A 21,734-nucleotide genomic window follows, 5' to 3' on the forward strand; every position below is an offset into this window, starting at 1 on the left:
GGGCGGAGCGGGCAGGCGGATCTAGTCTGGATCCCATGTCAGCGATCCGTCTCCTCGTGCTCGGCGCGGTCCGTCAGCACGGGCGGGCCCACGGCTACCAGGTGCGCAACGACCTGGAGTACTGGGGCGCGCACGAGTGGTCCAACGCCAAGCCCGGTTCGATCTACCACGCGCTGAAGCAGATGGCGAAACAGGGACTGCTCGTCGCGCACGAGATCGCGCCGTCCACGGTGGGCGGGCCGCCGCGCGTGGAGTACGAGATCACGGAGCAGGGCACCGAGGAGTACCTCACCCTGCTCCGCGCCTACCTCACCGCCTACGACCAGCGGCCGGACGTGCTCACCGCGGCGCTCGGCTTCATGGTCGACCTCCCGCGCGAGGAGGTCCTGGCGCTGCTGGAGGAGCGGGTGCGCAAGATCGGGGAGTGGCGCTCCGCCGTGACCGAGCACTACCTGCCCGCGAGGGGGCCCGGCCCGTACGGGCACATCGGCGAGATCATGAACTACTGGGTCCACTCGGCCGACTCGGGCGCCGAGTGGACCCGCGGCCTCGTCGAACGCGTGCGGGGCGGCGCGTACACCTTCGCCGGCGAGGGCGAACCGTTCGTCGGTGTGCTGGCCGACGGCGAGGAGAACCCCTTCGCCGAGGGACGGCCGCGCTTCGGGGACGCCGGCTGATCCTGGACCGGCACCCTCCTTCCCCGCCGCCCGGCCCGCCGCCGGGCGCCTGCCGCGCGGACGGGGGTCAGTGGTGGAACCCGGTCGCCGCCCCCTTGTCCCGGATCAGCGGGTGCGGCTGACGGCGCAGCTCCGGCAGCAGCCGCTCCAGGTCGGCCAGGAGCAGGTCCGCCATGTCGGCCGAGAAGCCGTTGCGGCACACGACCCGCAGGACCGACAGGTCCTCGCGGTGCGGCGGGAAGGTGTACGCCGGCACCAGCCAGCCGCCCTCCCGCAGCCGCCGGGACACGTCGAACACGTCGTACGCCGTCACGTCGTCGGCCGTGGTGAAGGCGAACACGGGCAGCTGGTCGCCGCGCGTCAGCAGCCGGAAGTCGCCCAGCGCCGCCACCCGCCCGGCGAGCGAGCCCGCGATGTCCCGCGCGGTCTGCTGCACCGCCCGGTAGCCCTCGCGGCCCAGCCGCAGGAACGTGTAGTACTGCGCGACCACCTGCGCGCCCGGCCGGGAGAAGTTCAGCGCGAAGGTCGGCATGTCGCCGCCCAGGTAGTTGACCCGGAACACCAGCTCCTCGGGAAGGGCCTCGGCGTCCCGCCACAGCGCCCAGCCGACCCCGGGGTAGACCAGCCCGTACTTGTGCCCCGAGGTGTTGATGGAGGCGACCCTCGGCAGCCGGAAGTCCCACACCAGGTCCTCGTCCAGGAACGGCGCGACCATGCCGCCGGACGCCCCGTCGACGTGCACCGGGATGTCGAGGCCGGTGCGCTCCTGGAGGGCGTCCAGGGCGGCGCACAGATCGGCGATCGGCTCGTAGGAACCGTCGAAGGTGGAGCCGAGGATGCCGACGACCCCGATGGTGTTCTCGTCGCACAGCTCGGCGGCGGCCTGCGGGTCCAGGTGGAAGCGGTCGCCCTCCATCGGCACCTGCCGGGCCTCCACCTCCCAGAAGTTGCAGAACTTGTCCCAGCAGACCTGCACGTTCACGCCCATCACGAGGTTGGGCCGCACGTCCTTCGCCGGGTACCGGTCGGCGTTGCTCCCCCAGTGCCTGGACGGCCTGGGGGGACCCCCAGCCCAGCGCCGCTTCAGCGCCATCCCGGCGAGCATGCACGCCTCGCTCGACCCGGTCGTCGAGCAGCCCACGGCCGCCTCCGGGTCGGGCGCGTGCCACAGGTCGGCGAGCATCGCCACGCAGCGCCGCTCCAGCTCGGCGGTGCGCGGGTACTCGTCCTTGTCGATCATGTTCTTGTCCCGGCACTCGCTCATCAGCACCCCGGCCTGCGGCTCCATCCAGGTGGTGACGAAGGTGGCCAGGTTCAACCGGGCGTTGCCGTCCAGCATCAGCTCGTCGTGGACCAGCCGGTACGCGGTCTCCGGCGGCAGCGGGGAGTGGGGCAGCCGGTGGGAGGGCGGGGCCTCGGTCATGCCGCCGAGCGGGTTCGCCACCGCGTGGAAGGGGTTCACGGAGAGCCGGCGCCGCTCCCGGTCGCCGTCGTGGGGCGGGTGGGGACGACCCTTGTGCAGTGCCATGCAACCGACGGTAGGCCGGGCCCCGGGACCTCGCACCCGGGGCCGTACCGGCTGGCGCGGGCGGCTTGCACCTCACGTCGCGTGAGGCGGCAGCGTGGAGGGCGTCAGAGAAAGGAGCGGAAGTGAGCTACTCCGTGGGACAGGTGGCCGGCTTCGCCAAAGTGACGGTGCGCACGCTGCACCACTACGACGACATCGGCCTGCTCGTACCGGGCGAGCGCAGCCACGCGGGCCACCGGCGCTACAGCGACGCCGACCTCGACCGGCTTCAGCAGATCCTGTTCTACCGGGAGCTGGGCTTCCCGCTCGACGAGGTCGCCGCCCTGCTCGACGACCCGGCCGCGGACCCGCGCGCGCACCTGCGCCGCCAGCACGAGCTGCTGACCGCCCGGATCGAGAAGCTGCGGAAGATGGCGGCGGCCGTGGAGCAGGCCATGGAGGCACGCAGCATGGGAATCAACCTCACGCCCGAGGAGAAGTTCGAGGTCTTCGGCGACTTCGACCCCGACCAGTACGAGGAGGAGGTCCGGGAGCGCTGGGGCGACACCGACGCCTACCGCCAGTCCAAGGAGAGGACCGCCTCGTACACCAAGGAGGACTGGCAGCGCCTCCAGGACGAGGCCGACGAGCTCACCCGGCGCTTCGTCGCCCTGATGGACGCGGGTGAGCCCGCCGAGTCCGAGGCGGCCATGGACGTCGCGGAGGACCACCGGCAGGGCATCGCCCGCAACCACTACGACTGCGGGTACGAGATGCACACCTGCCTGGGCGAGATGTACGTGTCGGACGAACGCTTCACGCGGAACATCGACGCCGCCAAGAAGGGCCTCGCCGCCTACATGCGCGACGCGATCCTCGCCAACGCCGTCCGGCACAGCTCCTGAGCGGTGGTGGCCCGGGACCCGCTCCGGGACTCACTCCCGGGCCACCACCACCGCCGTCCCGTACGCGCACACCTCGGTGCCCACGTCCGCCGCCTCCGTCACGTCGAAGCGGAAGGCCAGCACCGCGTTGGCCCCGCGCGCGCGTGCCTGCTCGACCAGCCGCTCCATCGCCTGGTTGCGGGTCTCGACCAGCGTCTTGGTCAGGCCGCGCAGCTCACCGCCGACCAGCGACTTCAGCCCGGCCCCGATCTGGCTCCCCAGGTGCCGGGAGCGCACGGTCAGCCCGAAGACCTCCCCGAGCACCTCCTGCACCCGGTGGCCCGGCAGATCGTTCGTCGTCACCACGAGCACGTCGGGCTGCGGGCCCTGGCCGCCGCCGTATTCTTCAATACCCATGGTTCTCAGGCTTCCCCGTGGAACGTCACAGCGCACCCCAAGAAGCCCCGTGGAACCTGGGACGCCGCGGCTGCGTTGTACGTTTGGGCAGCCAGGTCCAGCCCGCCTCCCCCAGCAGCAGGAGCCACAATCCCGTGACCACCCTTGCGCTCGGTCCCGAGTGGATCAGCCCGGACTACCTGATCGAGACGTTCAGTCTGCCCGGCATCCTGCTCATCGTCTTCGCCGAGTCAGGACTCTTCGCGTTCCTGCCCGGCGACTCGCTGCTGTTCACCGCGGGCCTGTTCGTCGCCCAGGGCGAGTTCATCAGCCAGCCGCTGTGGCTGGTGTGCGCCCTGATCGTGGCCGCCGCCGTCCTCGGTGACCAGGTCGGTTACATGATCGGCAAGTTCTTCGGGCCGAAGCTCTTCAGCCGCCCCAACTCCAAGCTCTTCAAACAGGAGAACCTGGAGAAGGCGCACGAGTTCACGGACAAGTACGGCCCCAAGGCGATCGTCCTGGCCCGCTTCGTGCCCATCGTGCGCACCTTCGCCCCCATCGTGGCGGGCGCCGGCCGCATGAAGTACCGCACCTTCCTCACGTACAACGTGATCGGCGGCGTGACCTGGGGCACCGGCGTCACCCTCGCGGGCTACTGGCTCGGCCAGATCGAGTTCATCCGGAGCAACGTCGAGGCCATCCTCGTCCTGATCGTGCTGGTCTCCGTGGTCCCGATCGCCATCGAGTACCTGCGCGAGCGCAAGAAGAAGCAGCGCGCCGCGGCGGCGGGCCCGACCCCCGCGGCGGCCCAGCAGCACCGGCCCCAGCCCCCGTACCCGGTCATGGACGACGCCACCACCCAGCTCCGCCGGGTGGACCCGTACGACCAGCCGCAGCAGCAGTACGACCAGGGCTACGGCACCCAGCCCCACGGCACCCAGCCCCACGGCACCCAGCAGCCCCCGCAGCAGCCGTACGCCCAGCAGTACCCGCAGGGCTACGGCCAGCAGCAGTACGGCGGCCGGCAGGACGGCCAGGACCCGTACCACCAGGGGTACTGAGACGCCGCAAGGGCCGCCGACGGACACCACCACCCGGAGTCCGTGGGCGGCCGGTGCTAGAACCCCCGCGTCCGCTTGGCCGCCCGGCGGCCCGCCGCACTCGCCGCGCCCGGCACCTTCAGGAACAGCCGCGAGATCTCCCCGCCCAGGTTCACCCCGATCGCGATGGCCATCGCCAGCGCCACCGCCTTGGACAGCGACAGCAGCCCCGCGTCGACCTCGCCCTGCGCGATCGCCAGCAGACCGAAGTACGTCGCCGAACCGGGCAGCAGCGGTCCGATCGCCGCGGTCGTGTACGGCAGCGCCGACGCGAACCGGTACCGGGACATCAGCTGCCCGAACAGGCCCACCAGACCCGCCGCGGCGGCCGTGGAGGCCACCGGTGAGATGTCGCCCGCGTAGTGCATGGCGCCGTACACGCACCAGGCGACGCCGCCGTTCAGGGTGACCGCCAGCACCGTGGACCGTTCCTGCTGGAGCAGGATCGCGAAGGCCAGCGACAGCAGCATCGCGGCGAAGATCTGCACGAACGGTTCGTCGCCCGTGCCCAGCGCCGCGTCCGGGTTGAGCTCGGCGCCCAGCTGGACGCCGAAGTACAGCACCACCAGCACCCCGGCGACGATGCTGACGAAGAAGTACATGACCTCCAGCAGACGCGCGGCCGCGGTGATGTAGAAGCCGGTCAGGCCGTCCTGCACGCCCGCGACCAGGGCCCGCCCCGGCAGCAGCGCGAACAGCCCACCGGTGATGACCGCGGAGGCCTTCACGTCGACGTGCGTCAGCGTCAGCGCGATGCCGATCGCGGCCGGTGGCATCGCGGCCACCGCGAACTGGTAGAACTCGGGCAGCCCGCGCCCCGCGCACAGCCACGCCAGCCGGTCGCCGAGCATCGCGCCGAACAGCGCCGCGAAGAAGACGATCACGTCACCGCCGACCAGCAGCGAGGCGCCGCCCGCCAGCAGACCGCTCGCCGTGGTCAGCACCCACGTCGGGTACGGGTGCCGGTTGCGGCGGATCTCCGCCAGGCGCCGGTAGGCCTCCTCCAGCGAGATGTGCGTCCCGGGGTCGCTGAGGTCGTCCACCAGATGGAAGACGGCCGCGAGCCGGGTGTAGTCGGTGCCCCGGCGGCGCACCGTGCGCGACGCCGTCACCGGGTCCTCGACCAGGGACGGCTGGTGGGAGATCGACAGCAGGGTGAAGGTGACGTTCGGCTCGCAGCGGTCCAGGCCGTAGGACCGGCAGACGGCGAACATGGCCGCCTCCACGTCCTCGGCGCCCTCGCCGCCCGCCAGCAGCAGCTCCCCGATACGCAGCGTCAGGTCGAGCACGCGCGGCACCGCGGGGCCGGTCTCGTCGTCGTGCTTCTGCGAGGGCTCGGGCGCGGGCCGCTCGGCCACCGGCATGCGCAGCATCGCGCGCATCCGGTCCTGCCAGGGCACGTCCGCCAGGTTCACCGCCGGGAAGCCGCCCGCCGGGGTGAAGGCGGCCGGTGACCACGCGCTGTGGGTGCTCGGCATGGCGAACGCCGAACCCTCGGCGTCGGCGGGCACGGCGGCCGGCGCCTCCAGGCCGTCGGGGAGCGCGAACTCCGAGGTCGTCTCGGACTCGGTGCCGGTGTGCCGGGGGACGGCGAGCCCCTGCGGGATCTCGAACTCGGACGTCGTCGACGACTCGCCGTCGATCGACGCCGCGACGCCGCTGGGCTGCCGGAAGGCACTGCGCGCCTCGTCCGACTGCGGCTTGGGGTCCTCCTCCGTCACCTGTGCAACGCTCCCTGGTACGAACTCACCCTCCTCATGACCTCAGTATGGCCACTCAAACGCGAACGGGCCGCACGCGTGTGCGTGCGGCCCGTTACGGGAGGGGATGCCTGATCAGTGGCCGCCCTGGTCCTTGAAGCGCTTGTACGACCGCTCGATCTCGGCCTCGGCGTCGGTGCGGCCCACCCAGTCGGCGCCCTCGACGGACTTGCCGGGCTCCAGGTCCTTGTAGACCTCGAAGAAGTGCTGGATCTCCAGGCGGTCGAACTCCGAGACGTGGTGGATGTCACGCAGGTGCTCCACCCGCGGGTCGGTCGACGGCACGCACAGCAGCTTGTCGTCGCCGCCGGCCTCGTCCGTCATCCGGAACATGCCGATCGCGCGGCAGCGGATGAGGCAGCCCGGGAAGGTCGGCTCGTCCAGGATGACCAGCGCGTCCAGCGGGTCGCCGTCCTCGCCGAGGGTGTTCTCGACGAAGCCGTAGTCGGTCGGGTAGGCGGTCGAGGTGAACAGGCGGCGGTCCAGGCGGATACGACCGGTCTCGTGGTCCACCTCGTACTTGTTCCGCGAACCCTTCGGGATCTCGATCGTGACGTCGAACTCCACCGGACGCTCCTCCATGATCAGCACATAGTTCTGGTGGTTAAGTGTCCCTCACGCATGTGTGTGATCGCGAAAGGGGCTGGTGACAGTGCCAGAGCTGAGACCTTGGCGGACCGCGGGACCGCACGTGGCGCGGGCCGCGCGGGCCGTTCGTCCCCGTCTGGCACGCTTCGCCCGGGCCGCCGAACCGCGGGTCGCACGGTTCGCACGGGCCACGGCACCACGGCTCGCCCGGATCACGAGGCCGAAGACCTGGCAGTACACCGCCGGTGCCGCCACCGCCGGGCTGGCACTGGCCGCCGGTGTGGTGACCGCCGCCGGCCCCTGGGACTCCACGGGTCAGCGTACGGCCGAGCGGGACCGGGCCGTCGCCCTGGAGCACACGGGTGGCACAGATCACGGCCGGGGCCCCGGGGGCTCGGGCGCGTCGTCCGGTTCGCCCCGTCCCGCGCCCAGCGCCGGGGCCGTACTGACCGGCCTCGGCGGCGCCGCAGCCCCCGGCGGCGTCAAGGCGGCACCCGGTGACCAGGCGGCCCTCGCGGGCCTCCTCGACCCCCTGCTGAAGGACGACCCCGCGCTCGGCGGGCACCGCGCGGCGGCCGTCGTCGACCTCACCACCGGCAAGCGCCTGTACGGCCACGGCGGCGAGGTCCCGCTCACCCCCGCCTCCACCACCAAGATCGCCACCGCCGTCGCCGCCCTCACCGCCCTCGGTCCCGACCACCGCCTCACCACCCGCACCGCCCTGGAGGCCGACACCGGCGAGGTCGTCCTGGTGGGCGGCGGCGACCCCACCCTCACCGCGCGCGCGGACCCCCGCGGCCTCGCCAGCCTGCGCACCCTCGCCGAGCAGACCGCCGCCGCCCTGAAGAAGCGGAACCTGCGCAGGGTGACCCTGTCCTACGACACGACGCTCTACGCCGGTACCGAGACCCACCCGATCGGGGTCAACGAGAACCTCGCCCGCGTCACCGCCCTGATGGCCGACGAGGGCCGCACCGACGACTCCACCGCCGGCCCCGCCCCGCGCGCGTCCGACCCGGCCGCCGAGGCCGCCCGCACCTTCGCCGGCCTCCTGAAGCGGCACGGCGTCACGGCGTCCGCCCCCGGCCCCTCCAAGGCCACGTCCCGCGCCGACACCCTCGCCACGGTCGCCTCGCCCCCGCTGTCGGACCTGGTCGAGCGGATGCTGACCAACAGCGACAACGACCTCGCCGAGGCCCTGGCCCGCCACACCGCCGTGGCGACCGGCAAGCGCGCCGACTTCCAGGGGGCGGGCGCCGCGGTCACCGCCCGCCTGAAGCAGTTGGGCCTACCGGTGCGCGGGGCGCGGTTCCACGACGGGAGCGGCCTGGACCGCACCGACCTGATCAGCGCCGACCTGCTGACCGGTCTGCTGGCCGAGGCGGCCGACCCGGCCCGCCCCCAGCTGCGCCCGGTGCTCACCGGCCTGCCCGTCGCCCACTTCACCGGCACGCTGGCCGGCCGTTACACGGAGGGAGCAGCGGGCCTCGTCCGCGCCAAGACCGGCACCCTCACGGGCGTGAACACCCTCGCCGGCACGGTGGCCACCCCCGACGGCCGCCTCCTGGCCTTCGCCTTCCTGGCCAACGACACGACGGACGCCTGGGCGGCCCAGTCGGCCCTGGACAGGGCAGCGACGACCCTGGCCTCCTGACCGCCGCGGGCAGTCGTTCCGCAGGGCGATGGGGGCACCCCCCATGCCTTTCGGGCAATGGGGGAGGGTGGGCACGGCACTGCAACGCCGGGTGCCTCGGCAACGGACCTCGGCCCTGCCGACCTCGTAGGCGTCCCCCCGGGCACCGCACAGCCTGCCCCCAGCGGCAGCGCTCCCGTACCGTTGACGCATGACGAGCATCGGCGCACATTCCGGCATGGTCGACTGGAACCTCGCGGTGGCGACCGCGACCCGGCTCGTACGGCCGGGCCCCGAGGTGAGCCGCGACGAGGCCAGGGCCGTCGTCGCCGAGCTCCGCCGCCATGCCAAGTCCTCGGAGGAGCACGTCCGCGGATTCACCCGGATGGGCACCGAGGAGACCCACGACACCCCCGTCCTGGTGGTCGACCGGCCCGGCTGGGTCCGGGCCAACGTCGCCGGGTTCCGGGAGCTCCTCAAACCCCTGCTGGAGAAGATGCAGGAGCGGCGTGGCGGCGGCGCGGGCAACGCGGTCCTCGGCGCCGTCGGCGGCAAGGTCACCGGCGTCGAGCTGGGCATGCTGCTGTCCTTCCTGTCCTCCCGCGTCCTCGGCCAGTACGAGACGTTCGCCCCCGCCACCCGCGAACTGCCGGCCGGGGCGAACGGCGGCGGGCGGCTGCTCCTGGTCGCGCCGAACATCGTGCACGTCGAGCGCGAACTCGACGTGGAGCCGCACGACTTCCGCCTGTGGGTGACCCTGCACGAGGAGACGCACCGCACCCAGTTCACCGCCGTGCCCTGGCTGCGCGACCACCTCGAGGGCGAAATCCAGTCGTTCCTGGCCGAGACCGACGTCGACCCCATGACCGTGCTCGAACGCATCCGCGAGGCCGCCCAGTCCCTCGCCGGTGGCCGCCCCGACGCGGAGGAGGACGACGGCGGCCGGTCACTCGTCGAGCTGGTGCAGACCCCGGCCCAGCGGGAGGTCCTGGGCCGCCTCACCGCCGTGATGTCCCTCCTGGAGGGGCACGCCGACTTCGTGATGGACGGCGTCGGACCGGCGGTCGTGCCGAGCGTCGGCGAGATCCGGGAGAAGTTCCAGCAGCGCCGCGCCAGGGGCGCCTCCCGCCTCGACATGGCGCTGCGCAAGCTGCTCGGCCTGGACGCCAAACTCCGCCAGTACCGGGACGGCGAACGGTTCGTACGGGCCGTCGTCGAGGAGTGCGGCATGGACGGCTTCAACCGCGTCTGGACCTCGCCCAACACCCTCCCCACCAAGTCGGAGATCGCCAAACCGGCGGACTGGATCGCGCGGGTGCACCGCAAGCCGGAGGCGTGAGCCGCGCCGGAGGGGCGTGAACGATTCCGGCCGACGGCAGGCGAACGACCCACCAATCACCCGTCCGAGGGACCGTGAGCCTCCGGCAGGCGTGCGATGCTCAGGGAACGGCCCGTTTCTGTCACCATCTACACACTCTGCGTGACCGAACCTCGGGCTCACTCCCGACAACTTCATGAAGGGCACCGGACATGGGTCCCCATCCTGCGGTCGCGGCGATACGCCTGGCGGTCCGCCGCGTCCTCCACGACATCCTCACCGAACTGAACACTCCGGCCGGCGTCCCCGCCGCGACGGCCGCCCCGCGCACGCCCGAGCGCGCATCCGGGCTCCCCACGGCACCGCTCGTGCTCGTGGCCTGCTCCGGCGGCGCCGACTCCATGGCGCTCGCCTCCGCCCTCGCCTTCGAGGCCCCCCGGCTCGGCGTCCGCGCCGGTGGCGTCACCGTCGACCACGGCCTGCAGAGCGGCTCCGACCTGCGCGCCGAAGAGGTCGTCCTGCGCCTGCGCGAGCTGGGCCTCGACCCCGTGGAGGCCACCGCCGTGACCGTCGGCCGCGCGGGCGGCCCGGAAGCCGCCGCCCGCGACGCCCGCTACGCCGCGCTGGACGCCGCCGCCGCCCGCCACGGCGCCGCCGCCGTCCTGCTCGGCCACACCCGCGACGACCAGGCCGAGACCGTCCTGCTGGGCCTCGCCCGCGGTTCCGGCATCCGCTCCCTGTCGGGCATGGCCGCGGTCTCGGGGGCCGGCGGCCGTTACCGGCGCCCCTTCCTCCAGGTCGACCGCCAGACCGCCCGCAAGGCCTGCATGGTCCAGTCCCTCCCCGTCTGGGACGACCCCCACAACACCGACCCCGCCTACACCCGCTCCCGGCTGCGCCACGAGGGCCTGCCCGCCCTGGAGAAGGCCCTGGGCAAAGGCGTCGTCGAGGCCCTCGCCCGTACGGCCCAACTCTCCCGGGACGACGCCGACGCCCTCGACACCTGGGCCCGCCAGGCCGAGGCCGGCGTCCGCGACGCCACCGGCGGACTGGAGTGCGCCAAGCTCTACGCCCTGCCGCCCGCGGTGCGCCGCCGGATCCTGCGCCGTGCCGCCCTGGAGGCCGGTGCCCCGGGCGGCGCCCTGTTCGCCCGCCACATCGAGGAAGTCGACCGGCTGATCACCGGCTGGCGCGGTCAGGGGGCCATCAACCTCCCCGGCAAAGTCGTCGCCCGGCGGCAGGGTGGCAGACTGGTCATTCGGCAAGGCTGAATCCGGACCCTCCCGCCGATCCGCGCACGGATCGACGGGTGCTCCGGAGTGGCCGGTGGGACGACCGAAAGTGATGCGGGTGGACGCGAACGACATGGGTGCCGACCTCGAGAAGGTGCTCATCACCAAGGAAGAGATCGACGCGAAGCTGGCCGAGCTGGCCGCGAAGATCGACGCGGAATACGCGGGCAAGGACCTGCTCATCGTCGGCGTGCTCAAGGGCGCCGTGATGGTCATGGCCGACCTGGCGCGCACGCTGTCCACCCCCGTCACGATGGACTGGATGGCGGTGTCCTCGTACGGCGCGGGCACCCAGTCCTCCGGTGTGGTGCGGATCCTCAAGGACCTCGACACCGACATCAAGGGCCGCCACGTCCTGATCGTCGAGGACATCATCGACTCCGGTCTGACCCTGTCCTGGCTGATCTCCAACCTCGGCTCGCGCGAGCCCGCCTCCCTCAAGGTGTGCACGCTGCTGCGCAAGCCCGACGCCGCGAAGGTCGCCATCGACGTGGAGTGGGTCGGCTTCGACATCCCCAACGAGTTCGTCGTCGGCTACGGCCTCGACTACGCCGAGAAGTACCGGAACCTCCCGTTCGTCGGTACGCTCGCGCCTCACGTGTACGGCGGCTGACGCGGCGATGTAACCGACTTCACGGCGTTTCGGCGGGTCACCGGGAACCCTTGGGGCCCTCGCGCCGTTGGAGCATGCAGACGGGACGTCGGCCCGCCCGTGCGGCTGAGGGCCGCCACGCTGGGGTACCGTCAGAAGAACTGTCTTATCAAACTCACTATGGCAGGAGGGACGGGGCGGCACCGCTCCGTGTGGATGGACGTGAAGCGATACTTCCGTGGGCCGGTCATGTGGATCGTGCTGGCCGTCCTTGCCGTGGTCGTGTTGATGCAGGTCGTCGGCTCGTCCGGCGGCTACAAGACGGTGGACACTGGCCAGGTCGTCCAGGCGATCAACGACAACAGGGTCGAGTCGGCCAAGCTGACCACCGGTGACGAGCAGACCATCAAGGTCCAGCTCAAGGACGGCCAGAAGGTCGAGGGCAGCTCGAAGATCCAGGCGAGCTACATCGGCGACCAGGGCGTGACCCTCGCCAGCACCCTTCAGAACAAGTACCAGGACAAGCAGATCCCCGACGGATACACCGTGTCGCCGTCGAAGCAGAACCCGTTCGTCGGGATTCTGCTCTCCCTGCTCCCGTTCGTCCTCATCGTGGTCGTCTTCCTGTTCCTGATGAATCAGATGCAGGGCGGCGGCTCCCGGGTCATGAACTTCGGCAAGTCGAAGGCCAAGCTCATCACCAAGGACACCCCCAAGACGACGTTCTCCGACGTCGCCGGCAGCGATGAGGCCGTCGAGGAGCTCCACGAGATCAAGGAGTTCCTTCAGGAGCCGGCCAAGTTCCAGGCCGTCGGCGCCAAGATCCCCAAGGGCGTGCTGCTGTACGGCCCGCCCGGCACCGGCAAGACCCTGCTCGCGCGCGCCGTCGCGGGCGAGGCGGGCGTGCCGTTCTACTCGATCTCCGGTTCCGACTTCGTCGAGATGTTCGTCGGTGTCGGTGCCTCCCGAGTGCGCGACCTGTTCGAGCAGGCCAAGGCGAACGCCCCGGCCATCGTCTTCGTCGACGAGATCGACGCGGTCGGCCGCCACCGCGGCGCCGGCCTCGGCGGCGGTCACGACGAGCGCGAGCAGACCCTGAACCAGCTGCTCGTCGAGATGGACGGCTTCGACGTCAAGGGCGGCGTGATCCTCATCGCCGCGACGAACCGGCCCGACATCCTCGACCCGGCGCTGCTGCGCCCCGGCCGTTTCGACCGGCAGATCGCCGTCGACCGCCCGGACATGCAGGGCCGTCTGGAGATCCTCAAGGTCCACCAGAAGGGCAAGCCGGTCGCCCCGGACGTCGACCTGTCGGCCGTCGCCCGCCGCACCCCCGGTATGACCGGTGCCGATCTGGCCAACGTGCTGAACGAGGCCGCCCTGCTGACGGCCCGCAGCGACCAGAAGCTGATCGACAACCACATGCTGGACGAGGCGATCGACCGCGTGGTCGCGGGCCCGCAGAAGCGGACGCGGATCATGTCGGACAAGGAGAAGAAGATCACCGCGTACCACGAGGGCGGACACGCCCTGGTCGCGGCGGCCTCACCGAACTCCGACCCGGTCCACAAGATCACGATCCTGTCCAGAGGCCGGGCCCTCGGCTACACGATGGTGCTCCCGGACGAGGACAAGTACTCGACCACGCGCAACGAGATGCTCGACCAGCTCGCCTACATGCTGGGCGGCCGTGCGGCCGAGGAGCTCGTCTTCCACGACCCGACGACGGGCGCGGCCAACGACATCGAGAAGGCCACAGGCCTGGCTCGGGCGATGGTCACGCAGTACGGCATGACCGAGCGTCTCGGAGCCATCAAGTTCGGCGGCGACAACAGCGAGCCGTTCCTCGGGCGTGAGATGGCCCACCAGCGCGACTACTCGGAAGAGGTCGCCGCGCTGGTCGACGAGGAGGTCAAGAAGCTCATCGAGACGGCGCACAACGAGGCCTGGGAGATCCTGGTCGAGAACCGCGACGTCCTCGACAACCTCGTCCTCGCGCTGCTGGAGAAGGAGACGCTGGGCAAGGAGGAGATCGCCGAGGTCTTCTCCCAGATCGTCAAGCGTCCGGCCCGCCCCGCGTGGACCGGGTCCTCCCGCCGCACGCCCTCGACGCGTCCGCCGGTGCTCTCCCCGAAGGAGCTCGCACTGACGAACGGGGCGAACGGCGCGACGGCGGCGATCTCCACCGCCAAGAGCACCACGGTGGAGCCCGCTCCGGCACCGGAGCGAGCACCGGAGGACCGCCCGGAGAGCTGACCCGGCCCCGCCCCGGTTCGCCCTCGCGGGCGGCCCGTGCGGCCCGGAATGTATGCCGCGCCCCCCAGGTTCTAGCCTTGGGGGGTGCGGCATTTTCGTGTGCCGTCGCAGGACGGATCAGGAACGAGGCATCAGATGACCGACCCCGTGACGTTGGACGGCGAGGGCGAGATCGGCGAGTTCGACGAGAAGCGGGCCGAGAACGCCGTACGCGAACTGCTGATCGCGGTCGGCGAGGACCCGGACCGCGAGGGCCTCAGGGAGACTCCGGCGCGTGTGGCGCGGGCGTACAAGGAGATATTCGCCGGCCTGTGGCAGGAGCCGCAGGACGTGCTGACGACGACGTTCGACCTCGGGCACGACGAGATGGTCCTGGTGAAGGACATCGAGGTGTTCTCGACCTGCGAGCATCATCTGGTGCCGTTCCGCGGGGTGGCGCACGTCGGCTACATCCCGTCCACCAGCGGGAAGATCACCGGCCTGTCCAAGCTCGCCCGGCTCGTCGACGTCTACGCGCGCCGTCCGCAGGTGCAGGAACGTCTCACCACGCAGATCGCCGACTCGCTGATGGAGATTCTGGAGCCGCGCGGGGTGATCGTCGTGGTCGAGTGCGAGCACATGTGCATGTCCATGCGGGGCATTCGCAAGCCCGGGGCGAAGACCCTCACCTCGGCGGTGCGGGGGCAGCTGCGGGATGTGGCTACGCGTAACGAGGCGATGAGTCTGATCATGGCTCGGTGAGGGCGTGGGCGTGAGGGCACGCCGGGTGCGTTGAGGGGCGTGAGGGCCCGCCGGGTGCGTTGGGGTGGTGGGTGCGTTGAGGGCTTGGGTGCGTTGGGGTGGTGGGTGCGTTGAGGTGTGGGTGTGCTGAGGGCGGTTATGCCGCTGATGCCGCGCCCGGGTGGTCGTCGTCCTCGTCCTCCGGGAGTCTGCAGACCCGTTCCATGAAGAGGGCGGCCGCTATCACGGCGATGCCCGCCGCGACCGAGGCGCCCGCGTAGATGGCCTGGTCGCGGCGTGCGGGGATGTCGAGGTACTCCAGCAGGAAGACGCCCGTGCCGCCGTACAGGCCGGCGACGAGGGCGGCCACCAGGGCGCTGGCCTGGCCGAAGACCACGGCGCGGGCCGCCATCATGGGATCGACGCCCTTGGCGCCGGGGACGCGCTCCCGCTGGGCCTTGAGGCGGGCGCGGATCGAGAGCGCCGTGGCCAGCAGGATCACCGCGATCAGGGCGAGGACGACGGGGGCGGCGAGGGGGACGCTCGGGAGGGTCCCCACCGAGTTCCACAGGCGGGCGACGGCCCAGGACAGCACCCCGGCGACGACGAACACGCCGGCCAGCACCCTGATGCGCAGCTCTTTCACGGTGTTCCGGTGTCCCTTCGCTCCCCGGCGCGGGTCGTCCTGACCTCGTCGTCCTCGTCGACCTTAACGACTACTCGGGCAGCCGGAGTTCCAGGTCGGCGCGGGGCGCGATGCCCTCGCGGGTGACGGCCGCCAGGAGGTCGGCGACCCTGCCCTGCCCGGGCAGCGCGGCCTCGGGGTCCACGTCCAGCCAGGGGGCCAGCACGAAGGCGCGCTCGTGGGCGCGAGGGTGGGGGAGGGTGAGCCGCGGGTCGTCGGAGACGACCTCGGCGTAGGCGACGATGTCGACGTCCAGGGTGCGTGGGCCCCATTGCTCGTCGCGGACCCGGTGGAAGGCCTCCTCCACCGCGTGTGCCCGCTCCAGGAGCGAGGACGGGGGCAGCGTCGTCTTCACGATCACGACCGCGTTGAAGTAGGAAGGCTGGCTGTCGGGCGCGACGCCCCACGGCTCGGTCTCGTAGACCGGCGAGACCCCTTTGACGCGTACGCCCGGAGTGTCCTCCAGGGCGTCGATCGCGCCCTGGAGGGTTTCCAGGCGGTTGCCCAGGTTGGCGCCGAGGGCGATCACCGCGCGCTTGGGGTTGGACAGGGTGGTGTCCGCGGCGTCGACCTGCTCGATGACGGAGGCGGGCACGGGCTGTACGGTCGGGTCGCTCGGACCCTGGGCGAAGGGGGCGCTCATACACGGCTCCGGATGATGGTGACGGTCACGTCGTCGAACGGGACGGTGATCGGCGCGTCCGGCTTGTGGACGCAGACCTCGACCTCCTGGACCCCTTCGTGCTTCAGACAGACCTGGGCGATGCGTTCGGCGAGGGTCTCCACGAGGTTGACCGGCTCGCCCTCGACCACGGCCACGACTTCCTCGGCCACGATGCCGTAGTGCACGGTCTTCGCCAGGTCGTCGTCGGCCGCGGCCGGGCGGGTGTCCAGGCCAAGGACGATGTCCACGAGGAAGGTCTGGCCCTCCTCGCGCTCCTTGGGGAACACACCGTGGTGCCCACGGGCCTTCAGGCCGCGCAGCGCGACACGATCCACGCGAATCACTCCTGCAGTCGTCGGTCTCGGCCGGTCGCACCACGTGCGGGTGGTACGGCGGCCCCAGTCGAATCTACCCGCGTGCACCGACAGCGCCGGGTCGCGGGGTGGGGGCGGGGTGGGGGCGGGGTGGGGTGCCGGCTCGTTTTCACCGGGCGTTTTCCCCGGCGGCCCCGGGGGATCACGGGTTGGTAGCCGCCCCTACCCGCCGGGCCGTGATTCCAACCACTTCTCGGTTCGGCGGCCGGGTCAGGGGGGTGTGTCCTCGCCGTCCTCGTCCTCGGATTCCGCGAGGACCGGGGAGGCGTGGTGCGACCAGAGTTTCCAGCCGGCGGGGGTGCGCCGGAACGTGTTGGTGGCGACCACGAGCTGGCCGACGAGCGGGCCGAGCTCCTCGTCGCCGTCGGGGGCGGGGCCGCCGCTGAGGATGTTCTCGGTGCAGGTGACCAGGGCGGTGTCGCCGGTGACGGAGACGTGCACGTCGGTGAGGAAGAACTGGATGTAGTCCGTGTTCGCCATGATCAGGGCGTAGGAGCGCAGGACCTCGCCGCGGCCGGTGAGCACCGGCCAGCCGGGGTGCACGCAGGAGACCACGCCGGCGTCGGCCGGGTCGTGGTACGACTCGTCGATGCCCAGGTCGGAGGGGGTGAGCCAGAACTCGGAGACCTTCTCGAAGTCGCCTTCCTCCAGTGCCTCGTAGAAGGCGGTGTTCGCGGCCTCGACCTGTTCGACGTCGAGGTGCGGGGCGTTCACCGGGCTCCTTCGACGGCGCGGGCGACGCGTACGGCGTCGGCGGTGGCGCGGACCTCGTGGACGCGTACCGCCCACGCGCCGGCGTGCGCGGCGAGTGCGGAGACCGCGGCGGTGGCGGCGTCGCGCTCGCGCGCGGGGGGTGGGATGGCCTCGGGGCCGGCGAGGACGCGGCCGAGGAAGCGTTTGCGGGAGGCGGCGACGAGGAGGGGGTGGCCGAGGGCGAGGAGGCGGTCCAGGTGGGCGAGGAGGACGAGGTCGTGCTCGGCGTCCTTGGAGAAGCCCAGGCCGGGGTCGACGACGATGCGGTCGGGGGCGATGCCGCCGTCGAGGACGGCCTCCACGCGTGCGTGCAGTTCGTCCACGACCTCGGTGACGACGTCGGCGTAGGTGCCCCTGACGTTGCCGCCCTCCAGGAGGCCGCGCCAGTGCATGACGACGAAGGGGGCGCCCGCGTCGGCGACGACCGGGATCATCCGGGGGTCGGCCAGGCCGCCGCTGACGTCGTTGACCAGGGCGGCGCCGGCGGCGAGGGCCTGCTCGGCGACGGAGGCGCGCATGGTGTCGACGGAGACCGTGACACCCTCGGAGGCGAGGCCGCGTACGACCGGGACCACGCGCCGGAGCTCCTCGTCCTCGTCGACTCGGGTCGCGCCGGGACGGGTGGACTCGCCGCCGACGTCCACCAGGTCGGCGCCCTCGGCGACCAGGTCGAGGCCGTGTTTGATGGCGGCGGTGGTGTCGAAGAAGCGGCCGCCGTCGGAGAAGGAGTCGGGGGTCACGTTGACGACTCCCATGACCGCGCAGCGGTCCCATGCGGTCAGTCCCGCGAGATGGCGTCGGCGGCCGGTCTGCTTGCTCATGTGTTCAGCGTAGGTGGTGGGCTGCGGTGGGTGCCTGCGGTGCCTGCGGTGCCTGTGCGGCTCCGGTGGGCCTTGGGTTCGGGGGGTGGGGTGCGGGTGCCTGCGGCGCCTGTGCGGCTCCGGTGGGGGTGCGGGTGGCGCGGTGGGTTCGGTGGGGGGTCGGGGCCGCGCCGGGGGGTGTCCCCCGCTCGCCGTACGCGGCTCTCCCACCGTCCCGCCCCCAGCTGCGGGCAGTCGTGCCTCCCCCAGTGCCTGAACGGCCTGGGAGGTACCGCCAGGCGGCACTGGTGGGCGCAGCGGCACCCCGGCAGCGCCGGGCTGCGTCCCCACCCCGCGCCCACACCCGCGCCGGGTGCCCAGGGAACGGCGGGCCGTGATCCGCCCCGGCGGAACGGGGGTACAGGCGTCACGCTGTCTGGGTCTCGCGTTCCGGGGGGCGGTGGGGGCAGGGGCGGCGTGACGGGGTCCGGCGTTGGAGGAAGCGTGGCAGCGACAGCGTGACGAAGCCCTCCGCCTGCATCGCGGCGAAGCCGATGCGGGGGAGGTCGGCGGAGCGGCGGTAGACGACGAAACGTGGCTCCCACCGGGGCCGGAACTTCGCGTTGAACTTGTACAGGGACTCGATCTGGAACCAGCGGGAGAGGAAGACCAGCAGGCCGCGCCAGGCCCGGAGGACCGGGCCCGCGCCGATCTTCTCGCCGCGCGCCAGTGCCGCGCGGAACATGGCGAAGTTCAGCGACACCCGCGCGATGCCCAGCTTCGGGGCGGCCTGGAGCGCGGCCACGATCAGGAGTTCGTTCATGCCGGGGTCGGCCGCGCGGTCGCGGCGCATGAGGTCGAGGGATGCCCCGTCCGTGCCCCACGGCACGAAGTGCAGGACCGCCTTGAGGTCGCCGTACTCGCCGGGCTCGGGATCCTGCTTGTGGGCCGTCGCTATCAGGCAGTCGCCGTCGGACGGGTCGCCGACGCGGCCCAGGGCCATGGAGAAGCCGCGCTCGGTGTCCGTGCCGCGCCACGCGTCGGCGGCGCGGCGCACGCGGTCCAGTTCGGCGTCGGACAGGTCAGCCACGCGCCGTACCCGGGTCTCGTAACCGGCGCGCTCGATGCGCTTGACCATCTGGCGCACGTTGCGCATCGCGCGGCCGGCGAGGGAGAAATCCGCTACGTCCACCACCGCCTCGTCGCCCAGTTCGAGGGCGTCGAGGCCCGTCTCGCGGGTCCAGACCTCGCCGCCGGTCTCCGAGCAGCCCATGACGGCCGGGGTCCAGGAGTGGGCGCGGGCCTCGTCCATGAAGCGTTCGATGGCGCCCGGCCACGCCTCCACGTCGCCGATCGGATCGCCGCTGGCCAGCATCACGCCGGAGACGACGCGGTAGGTGACGGCGGCCTTGCCGCTGGGGGAGAAGACGACGGCCTTGTCGCGGCGCAGCGCGAAGTGGCCGAGGGAGTCGCGGCCGCCGTGCCGGGCGAGGAGGGCGCGCAGCCGGGTCTCGTCGTCCTCGGTCAGGCGGGCCGCGGGGTGTTCGGGGCGGAAGGCCAGATAGATGGTGGTGATGGCGGTCAGGAGGCCGAGGGCGCCGAGAGAGAAGGCCACCGTCCAGGAGGTGTTGCCCCGGTAGTCGACCGGGCCCTCGACGCCGAACAGGCCGTACAGGACGTGGGTGAGGCGGTCCGCCAGGCTGGGGTCGCCCAGCATGCGGTGCGGGTGGGCGTTGACGACGAGCAGGCCGAGGAGGACGGAACCGGCGCTCATGAGAACGAAGTTGGCCAGTGCCCGCCAGCGGCTGCGTGGGTCGGGGAGGGCGGCGAACTCGTCGCGGTGGCGCAGGAGGAGGGTCAGCAGGGCCAGGGAGATCAGTACGCCGAGGAGGGAGTGGCGGTACGTGAACTGGGCGACGGCGCCGAGCGGGAGCAGGGCCACGGCCGCCCGCCAGGCCCGGCGCTTGCGGCGCTTGAGGCCGTGGGCGAGCAGGAGGAGCAGGACGCCGGCGCTGAGGGAGAGGGCCGCGGCGAAGGGGCCGAAGGAGCCGGGGAGGACTTCGGTGAGGGCGTGCATCCGGCTGTGCCGGAAGCGGGGGAAGGAGCCGGCCGCGATGTCCAGCAGGCCGACGAGCACGCAGGCGCGGCCGACGACGAGGGGGACGCTCTCCGGGCGGGGGCCGCGCAGTGCGCGGCGTACGCGGGTGGGCCTCGTCGGAACCACGCCCGACATTTCCTCATCTGTCCTGACAGACATCGCACCTGTTTGTTCTGCGAGAGACCGTGGATCCGGGCCCGTTTCGGGCATCCGGCGACATTGCGCCCTCTAGGACGGTGTCTCGGAGGGAGAGGTTCACTCTCCTGATCACAAAGCCCGGAGGACGGGCGTACGGAAGCGGCGGGCAGGTAGCAAGGCATGGGTCTCACGAGCGACAAGGTGCTGGCACTGGCGGTGGTGGCCGGTGTGCTGCTGTTCGCCGGGACGGTGTGGCTGTGGCCACGGCTGGCCGGGCGGAGCGTGCGGGCCGTTCTGGGCAGGGTCGGTGTGCTGCTCGCCACCCAGGTGGCGGTCTTCGCGGCGGTGGGTCTGGTCGCCAATCAGTCCTTCGGGTTCTACGGCAGTTGGGCCGATCTGTTCGGGCGTGAGGGCGGCCAGGGTGTGGTCGTGGACCACTCCGCCGATGCCGGCGACGGGCCGTTGCGGGTCGTCGGTGAGCGACGGGCGGCGCCGACGGGCGGGGCGCGGCCGGAGGTCTCGGGGCGGGTCGAGGAAATACGGGTCGTCGGGCGTACGTCGCGGATCGCGTCACCCGCGTTCGTCTATCTGCCGCCGGAGTACTTCCAGGCGCGGCACCGGGGCCGTACGTTTCCCGTGGCCGTCGTGCTGACCGGATATCCGGGTACCGCCGAGGCGTTGGTGGACAAACTCCATTACCCGCGCACCGCACTGGAGTTGGCGAAGGCCGGTCGGATGCGGCCGATGATCCTGGTGATGCTGCGGCCCACGGTGGCGCCGCCGCGCGACACGGAGTGCGTGGACGTACCGGGCGGACCGCAGACGGAGACGTTCTTCGCGAAGGACCTTCCCGAGGCGGTGGGCGCCCACTACCGGGTGGACAAGGGGCCGCGGAGCTGGGGCGTCGTCGGCAACTCGACCGGTGGGTACTGCGCCCTGAAACTCGCCGCGCACCATCCGGACGTGTACGCCGCCGGGGCCGGGCTGTCCGCGTACTACGACGCGCCGAACGACCCCACCACGGGCGACCTCTTCCAGGGCGACGAGGGGCGTCGGAAGGGGGCCGACCTGTGGTGGTACCTCAAGCACAAGCCGGCTCCCGACACTTCACTGCTCGTCACCAGCAGCAGGACCGGCGAGACGAACTACAAGGACACGCTGAAGTTCATCGAACTGGTGAAGGGCAAGAGGCCGACGCGGATCTCGTCGATCATCCTGGAAAACGGCGGGCACAACTTCAATACCTGGCGGCGGGAGATTCCCGCGACGCTGCGGTGGCTGGATGCCCGGCTGGACGGCGGACGGAAGGCATGAATGATCTTGGAATCCCGGAGTAATTCGTCCGTCCTCGGGGATGTGGATTGCCGGTTCCCTGTGAACACGTCGGAGACGGCCGTGTTTTTACGGGGCGGGGCGCCAAGATTCGCCTACGCGCGGTAAGTTTCTGGCCATGCCACGTGGACGTCACCGCCATTCCCCGCCTCTGCACAGGCTGCTTC

Annotated in this window: 20 protein-coding genes; 10 read left to right on the forward strand and 10 right to left on the reverse strand. The window is 71.7% G+C overall.

What is annotated here, in order from left to right; genetic code table 11:
• Positions 1 to 35 precede the first annotated feature (35 nt).
• Positions 36 to 677, forward strand: coding sequence for a PadR family transcriptional regulator (locus IE94_RS0115625; RefSeq protein ID WP_030184058.1), 642 nt, complete (start codon positions 36 to 38; stop codon positions 675 to 677).
• Positions 678 to 744: 67 nt separating this feature from the next.
• Here IE94_RS0115625 and gad read toward each other — a convergent pair whose 3' ends face one another.
• The gene (gad, locus tag IE94_RS0115630) at positions 745 to 2,205 is read right to left on the reverse strand and encodes a glutamate decarboxylase (protein WP_030184061.1); all 1,461 of its coding nucleotides are present in this window, start codon (positions 2,203 to 2,205) and stop codon (positions 745 to 747) included.
• 122 nt (positions 2,206 to 2,327) lie between these two features.
• Here gad and IE94_RS0115635 point away from each other — a divergent pair, with 122 nt between their 5' ends.
• Positions 2,328 to 3,089 carry a MerR family transcriptional regulator gene (locus IE94_RS0115635; RefSeq protein WP_030184063.1) on the forward strand — a complete coding sequence of 254 codons (762 nt, stop codon included), beginning with the start codon at positions 2,328 to 2,330 and terminating at the stop codon, positions 3,087 to 3,089.
• A 30-nt stretch (positions 3,090 to 3,119) separates the two neighbouring features.
• Here IE94_RS0115635 and IE94_RS0115640 read toward each other — a convergent pair whose 3' ends face one another.
• Positions 3,120 to 3,485, reverse strand: a complete 366-nt coding sequence (locus tag IE94_RS0115640) for a YbjQ family protein (protein WP_030184065.1) — start codon at positions 3,483 to 3,485, stop codon at positions 3,120 to 3,122.
• Between the two features lie 134 nt (positions 3,486 to 3,619).
• On the opposite strand from IE94_RS0115640, the gene IE94_RS0115645 reads away from it, so the two are divergent.
• Positions 3,620 to 4,525, forward strand: a complete 906-nt coding sequence (locus IE94_RS0115645) for a DedA family protein (RefSeq protein WP_030184068.1) — start codon at positions 3,620 to 3,622, stop codon at positions 4,523 to 4,525.
• Between the two features lie 56 nt (positions 4,526 to 4,581).
• Here the strand turns inward: IE94_RS0115645 and IE94_RS0115650 are convergent, their stop codons facing one another.
• Both IE94_RS0115650 and IE94_RS0115655 read right to left on the reverse strand, forming a co-directional pair.
• Positions 4,582 to 6,285: a threonine/serine exporter family protein gene (locus IE94_RS0115650; RefSeq protein ID WP_030184070.1), complete on the reverse strand. Its 1,704-nt coding sequence runs from the start codon at positions 6,283 to 6,285 to the stop codon at positions 4,582 to 4,584.
• A 114-nt stretch (positions 6,286 to 6,399) separates the two neighbouring features.
• Positions 6,400 to 6,891 carry an inorganic diphosphatase gene (locus tag IE94_RS0115655; RefSeq protein WP_007452023.1) on the reverse strand — a complete coding sequence of 164 codons (492 nt, stop codon included), beginning with the start codon at positions 6,889 to 6,891 and terminating at the stop codon, positions 6,400 to 6,402.
• Between the two features lie 79 nt (positions 6,892 to 6,970).
• Here IE94_RS0115655 and dacB point away from each other — a divergent pair, with 79 nt between their 5' ends.
• The 6 genes from dacB (at position 6,971) to folE (ending at position 14,744) form a co-directional block, all read left to right on the forward strand.
• A complete protein-coding gene (gene dacB, locus IE94_RS0115660; protein WP_030184073.1) occupies positions 6,971 to 8,566 on the forward strand; it encodes a D-alanyl-D-alanine carboxypeptidase/D-alanyl-D-alanine endopeptidase in 1,596 nt (531 codons plus the stop codon).
• Between the two features lie 190 nt (positions 8,567 to 8,756).
• A complete protein-coding gene (locus IE94_RS0115665; protein ID WP_030184076.1) occupies positions 8,757 to 9,884 on the forward strand; it encodes a zinc-dependent metalloprotease in 1,128 nt (375 codons plus the stop codon).
• Between the two features lie 191 nt (positions 9,885 to 10,075).
• Positions 10,076 to 11,134: a tRNA lysidine(34) synthetase TilS gene (tilS, locus tag IE94_RS0115670; protein WP_030184079.1), complete on the forward strand. Its 1,059-nt coding sequence runs from the start codon at positions 10,076 to 10,078 to the stop codon at positions 11,132 to 11,134.
• A 73-nt stretch (positions 11,135 to 11,207) separates the two neighbouring features.
• The gene (gene hpt / locus IE94_RS0115675) at positions 11,208 to 11,768 is read left to right on the forward strand and encodes a hypoxanthine phosphoribosyltransferase (RefSeq protein WP_007452004.1); all 561 of its coding nucleotides are present in this window, start codon (positions 11,208 to 11,210) and stop codon (positions 11,766 to 11,768) included.
• Between the two features lie 195 nt (positions 11,769 to 11,963).
• Entirely contained in the window at positions 11,964 to 14,003 is a 2,040-nt protein-coding gene (ftsH, locus tag IE94_RS0115680) for an ATP-dependent zinc metalloprotease FtsH (RefSeq protein WP_030184083.1), read from the forward strand.
• A 135-nt stretch (positions 14,004 to 14,138) separates the two neighbouring features.
• The gene (gene folE, locus IE94_RS0115685; protein WP_030184086.1) at positions 14,139 to 14,744 is read left to right on the forward strand and encodes a GTP cyclohydrolase I FolE; all 606 of its coding nucleotides are present in this window, start codon (positions 14,139 to 14,141) and stop codon (positions 14,742 to 14,744) included.
• A 136-nt stretch (positions 14,745 to 14,880) separates the two neighbouring features.
• On the opposite strand, the gene IE94_RS0115690 is transcribed toward folE, so the two are convergent.
• The 6 genes from IE94_RS0115690 to IE94_RS0115715 all read right to left on the reverse strand — a co-directional run bounded on the left by IE94_RS0115690 (position 14,881) and on the right by IE94_RS0115715 (position 20,232).
• Entirely contained in the window at positions 14,881 to 15,369 is a 489-nt protein-coding gene (locus tag IE94_RS0115690; RefSeq protein WP_030184088.1) for a DUF3180 domain-containing protein, read from the reverse strand.
• 70 nt (positions 15,370 to 15,439) lie between these two features.
• Positions 15,440 to 16,051: a 2-amino-4-hydroxy-6-hydroxymethyldihydropteridine diphosphokinase gene (gene folK / locus IE94_RS0115695; RefSeq protein ID WP_030184091.1), complete on the reverse strand. Its 612-nt coding sequence runs from the start codon at positions 16,049 to 16,051 to the stop codon at positions 15,440 to 15,442.
• Positions 16,048 to 16,407: a dihydroneopterin aldolase gene (folB, locus tag IE94_RS0115700; protein ID WP_030184092.1), complete on the reverse strand. Its 360-nt coding sequence runs from the start codon at positions 16,405 to 16,407 to the stop codon at positions 16,048 to 16,050. The genes folK and folB overlap by 4 nt, the downstream gene beginning before the upstream one ends.
• Positions 16,408 to 16,656: 249 nt before the next feature.
• Positions 16,657 to 17,160: a nuclear transport factor 2 family protein gene (locus IE94_RS0115705; protein WP_030184095.1), complete on the reverse strand. Its 504-nt coding sequence runs from the start codon at positions 17,158 to 17,160 to the stop codon at positions 16,657 to 16,659.
• Entirely contained in the window at positions 17,157 to 18,020 is an 864-nt protein-coding gene (gene folP / locus IE94_RS0115710; RefSeq protein ID WP_030184098.1) for a dihydropteroate synthase, read from the reverse strand. The genes IE94_RS0115705 and folP overlap by 4 nt, the downstream gene beginning before the upstream one ends.
• Before the next feature lie 406 nt (positions 18,021 to 18,426).
• Positions 18,427 to 20,232 (reverse strand): phosphatidylglycerol lysyltransferase domain-containing protein, encoded by a 1,806-nt coding sequence (locus IE94_RS0115715; protein WP_030184101.1) that lies wholly within the window; start codon positions 20,230 to 20,232, stop codon positions 18,427 to 18,429.
• 183 nt (positions 20,233 to 20,415) lie between these two features.
• Between IE94_RS0115715 and IE94_RS0115720 the strand changes: the two genes are divergently transcribed.
• On the forward strand, positions 20,416 to 21,549 hold the full coding sequence (locus IE94_RS0115720; RefSeq protein ID WP_030184103.1) for an alpha/beta hydrolase: 1,134 nt from the start codon (positions 20,416 to 20,418) through the stop codon (positions 21,547 to 21,549).
• Positions 21,550 to 21,734: the final 185 nt, after the last annotated feature.

It is taken from the genome of Streptomyces violaceorubidus (genome assembly GCF_000717995.1).
Taxonomy (GTDB): domain Bacteria; phylum Actinomycetota; class Actinomycetes; order Streptomycetales; family Streptomycetaceae; genus Streptomyces; species Streptomyces violaceorubidus.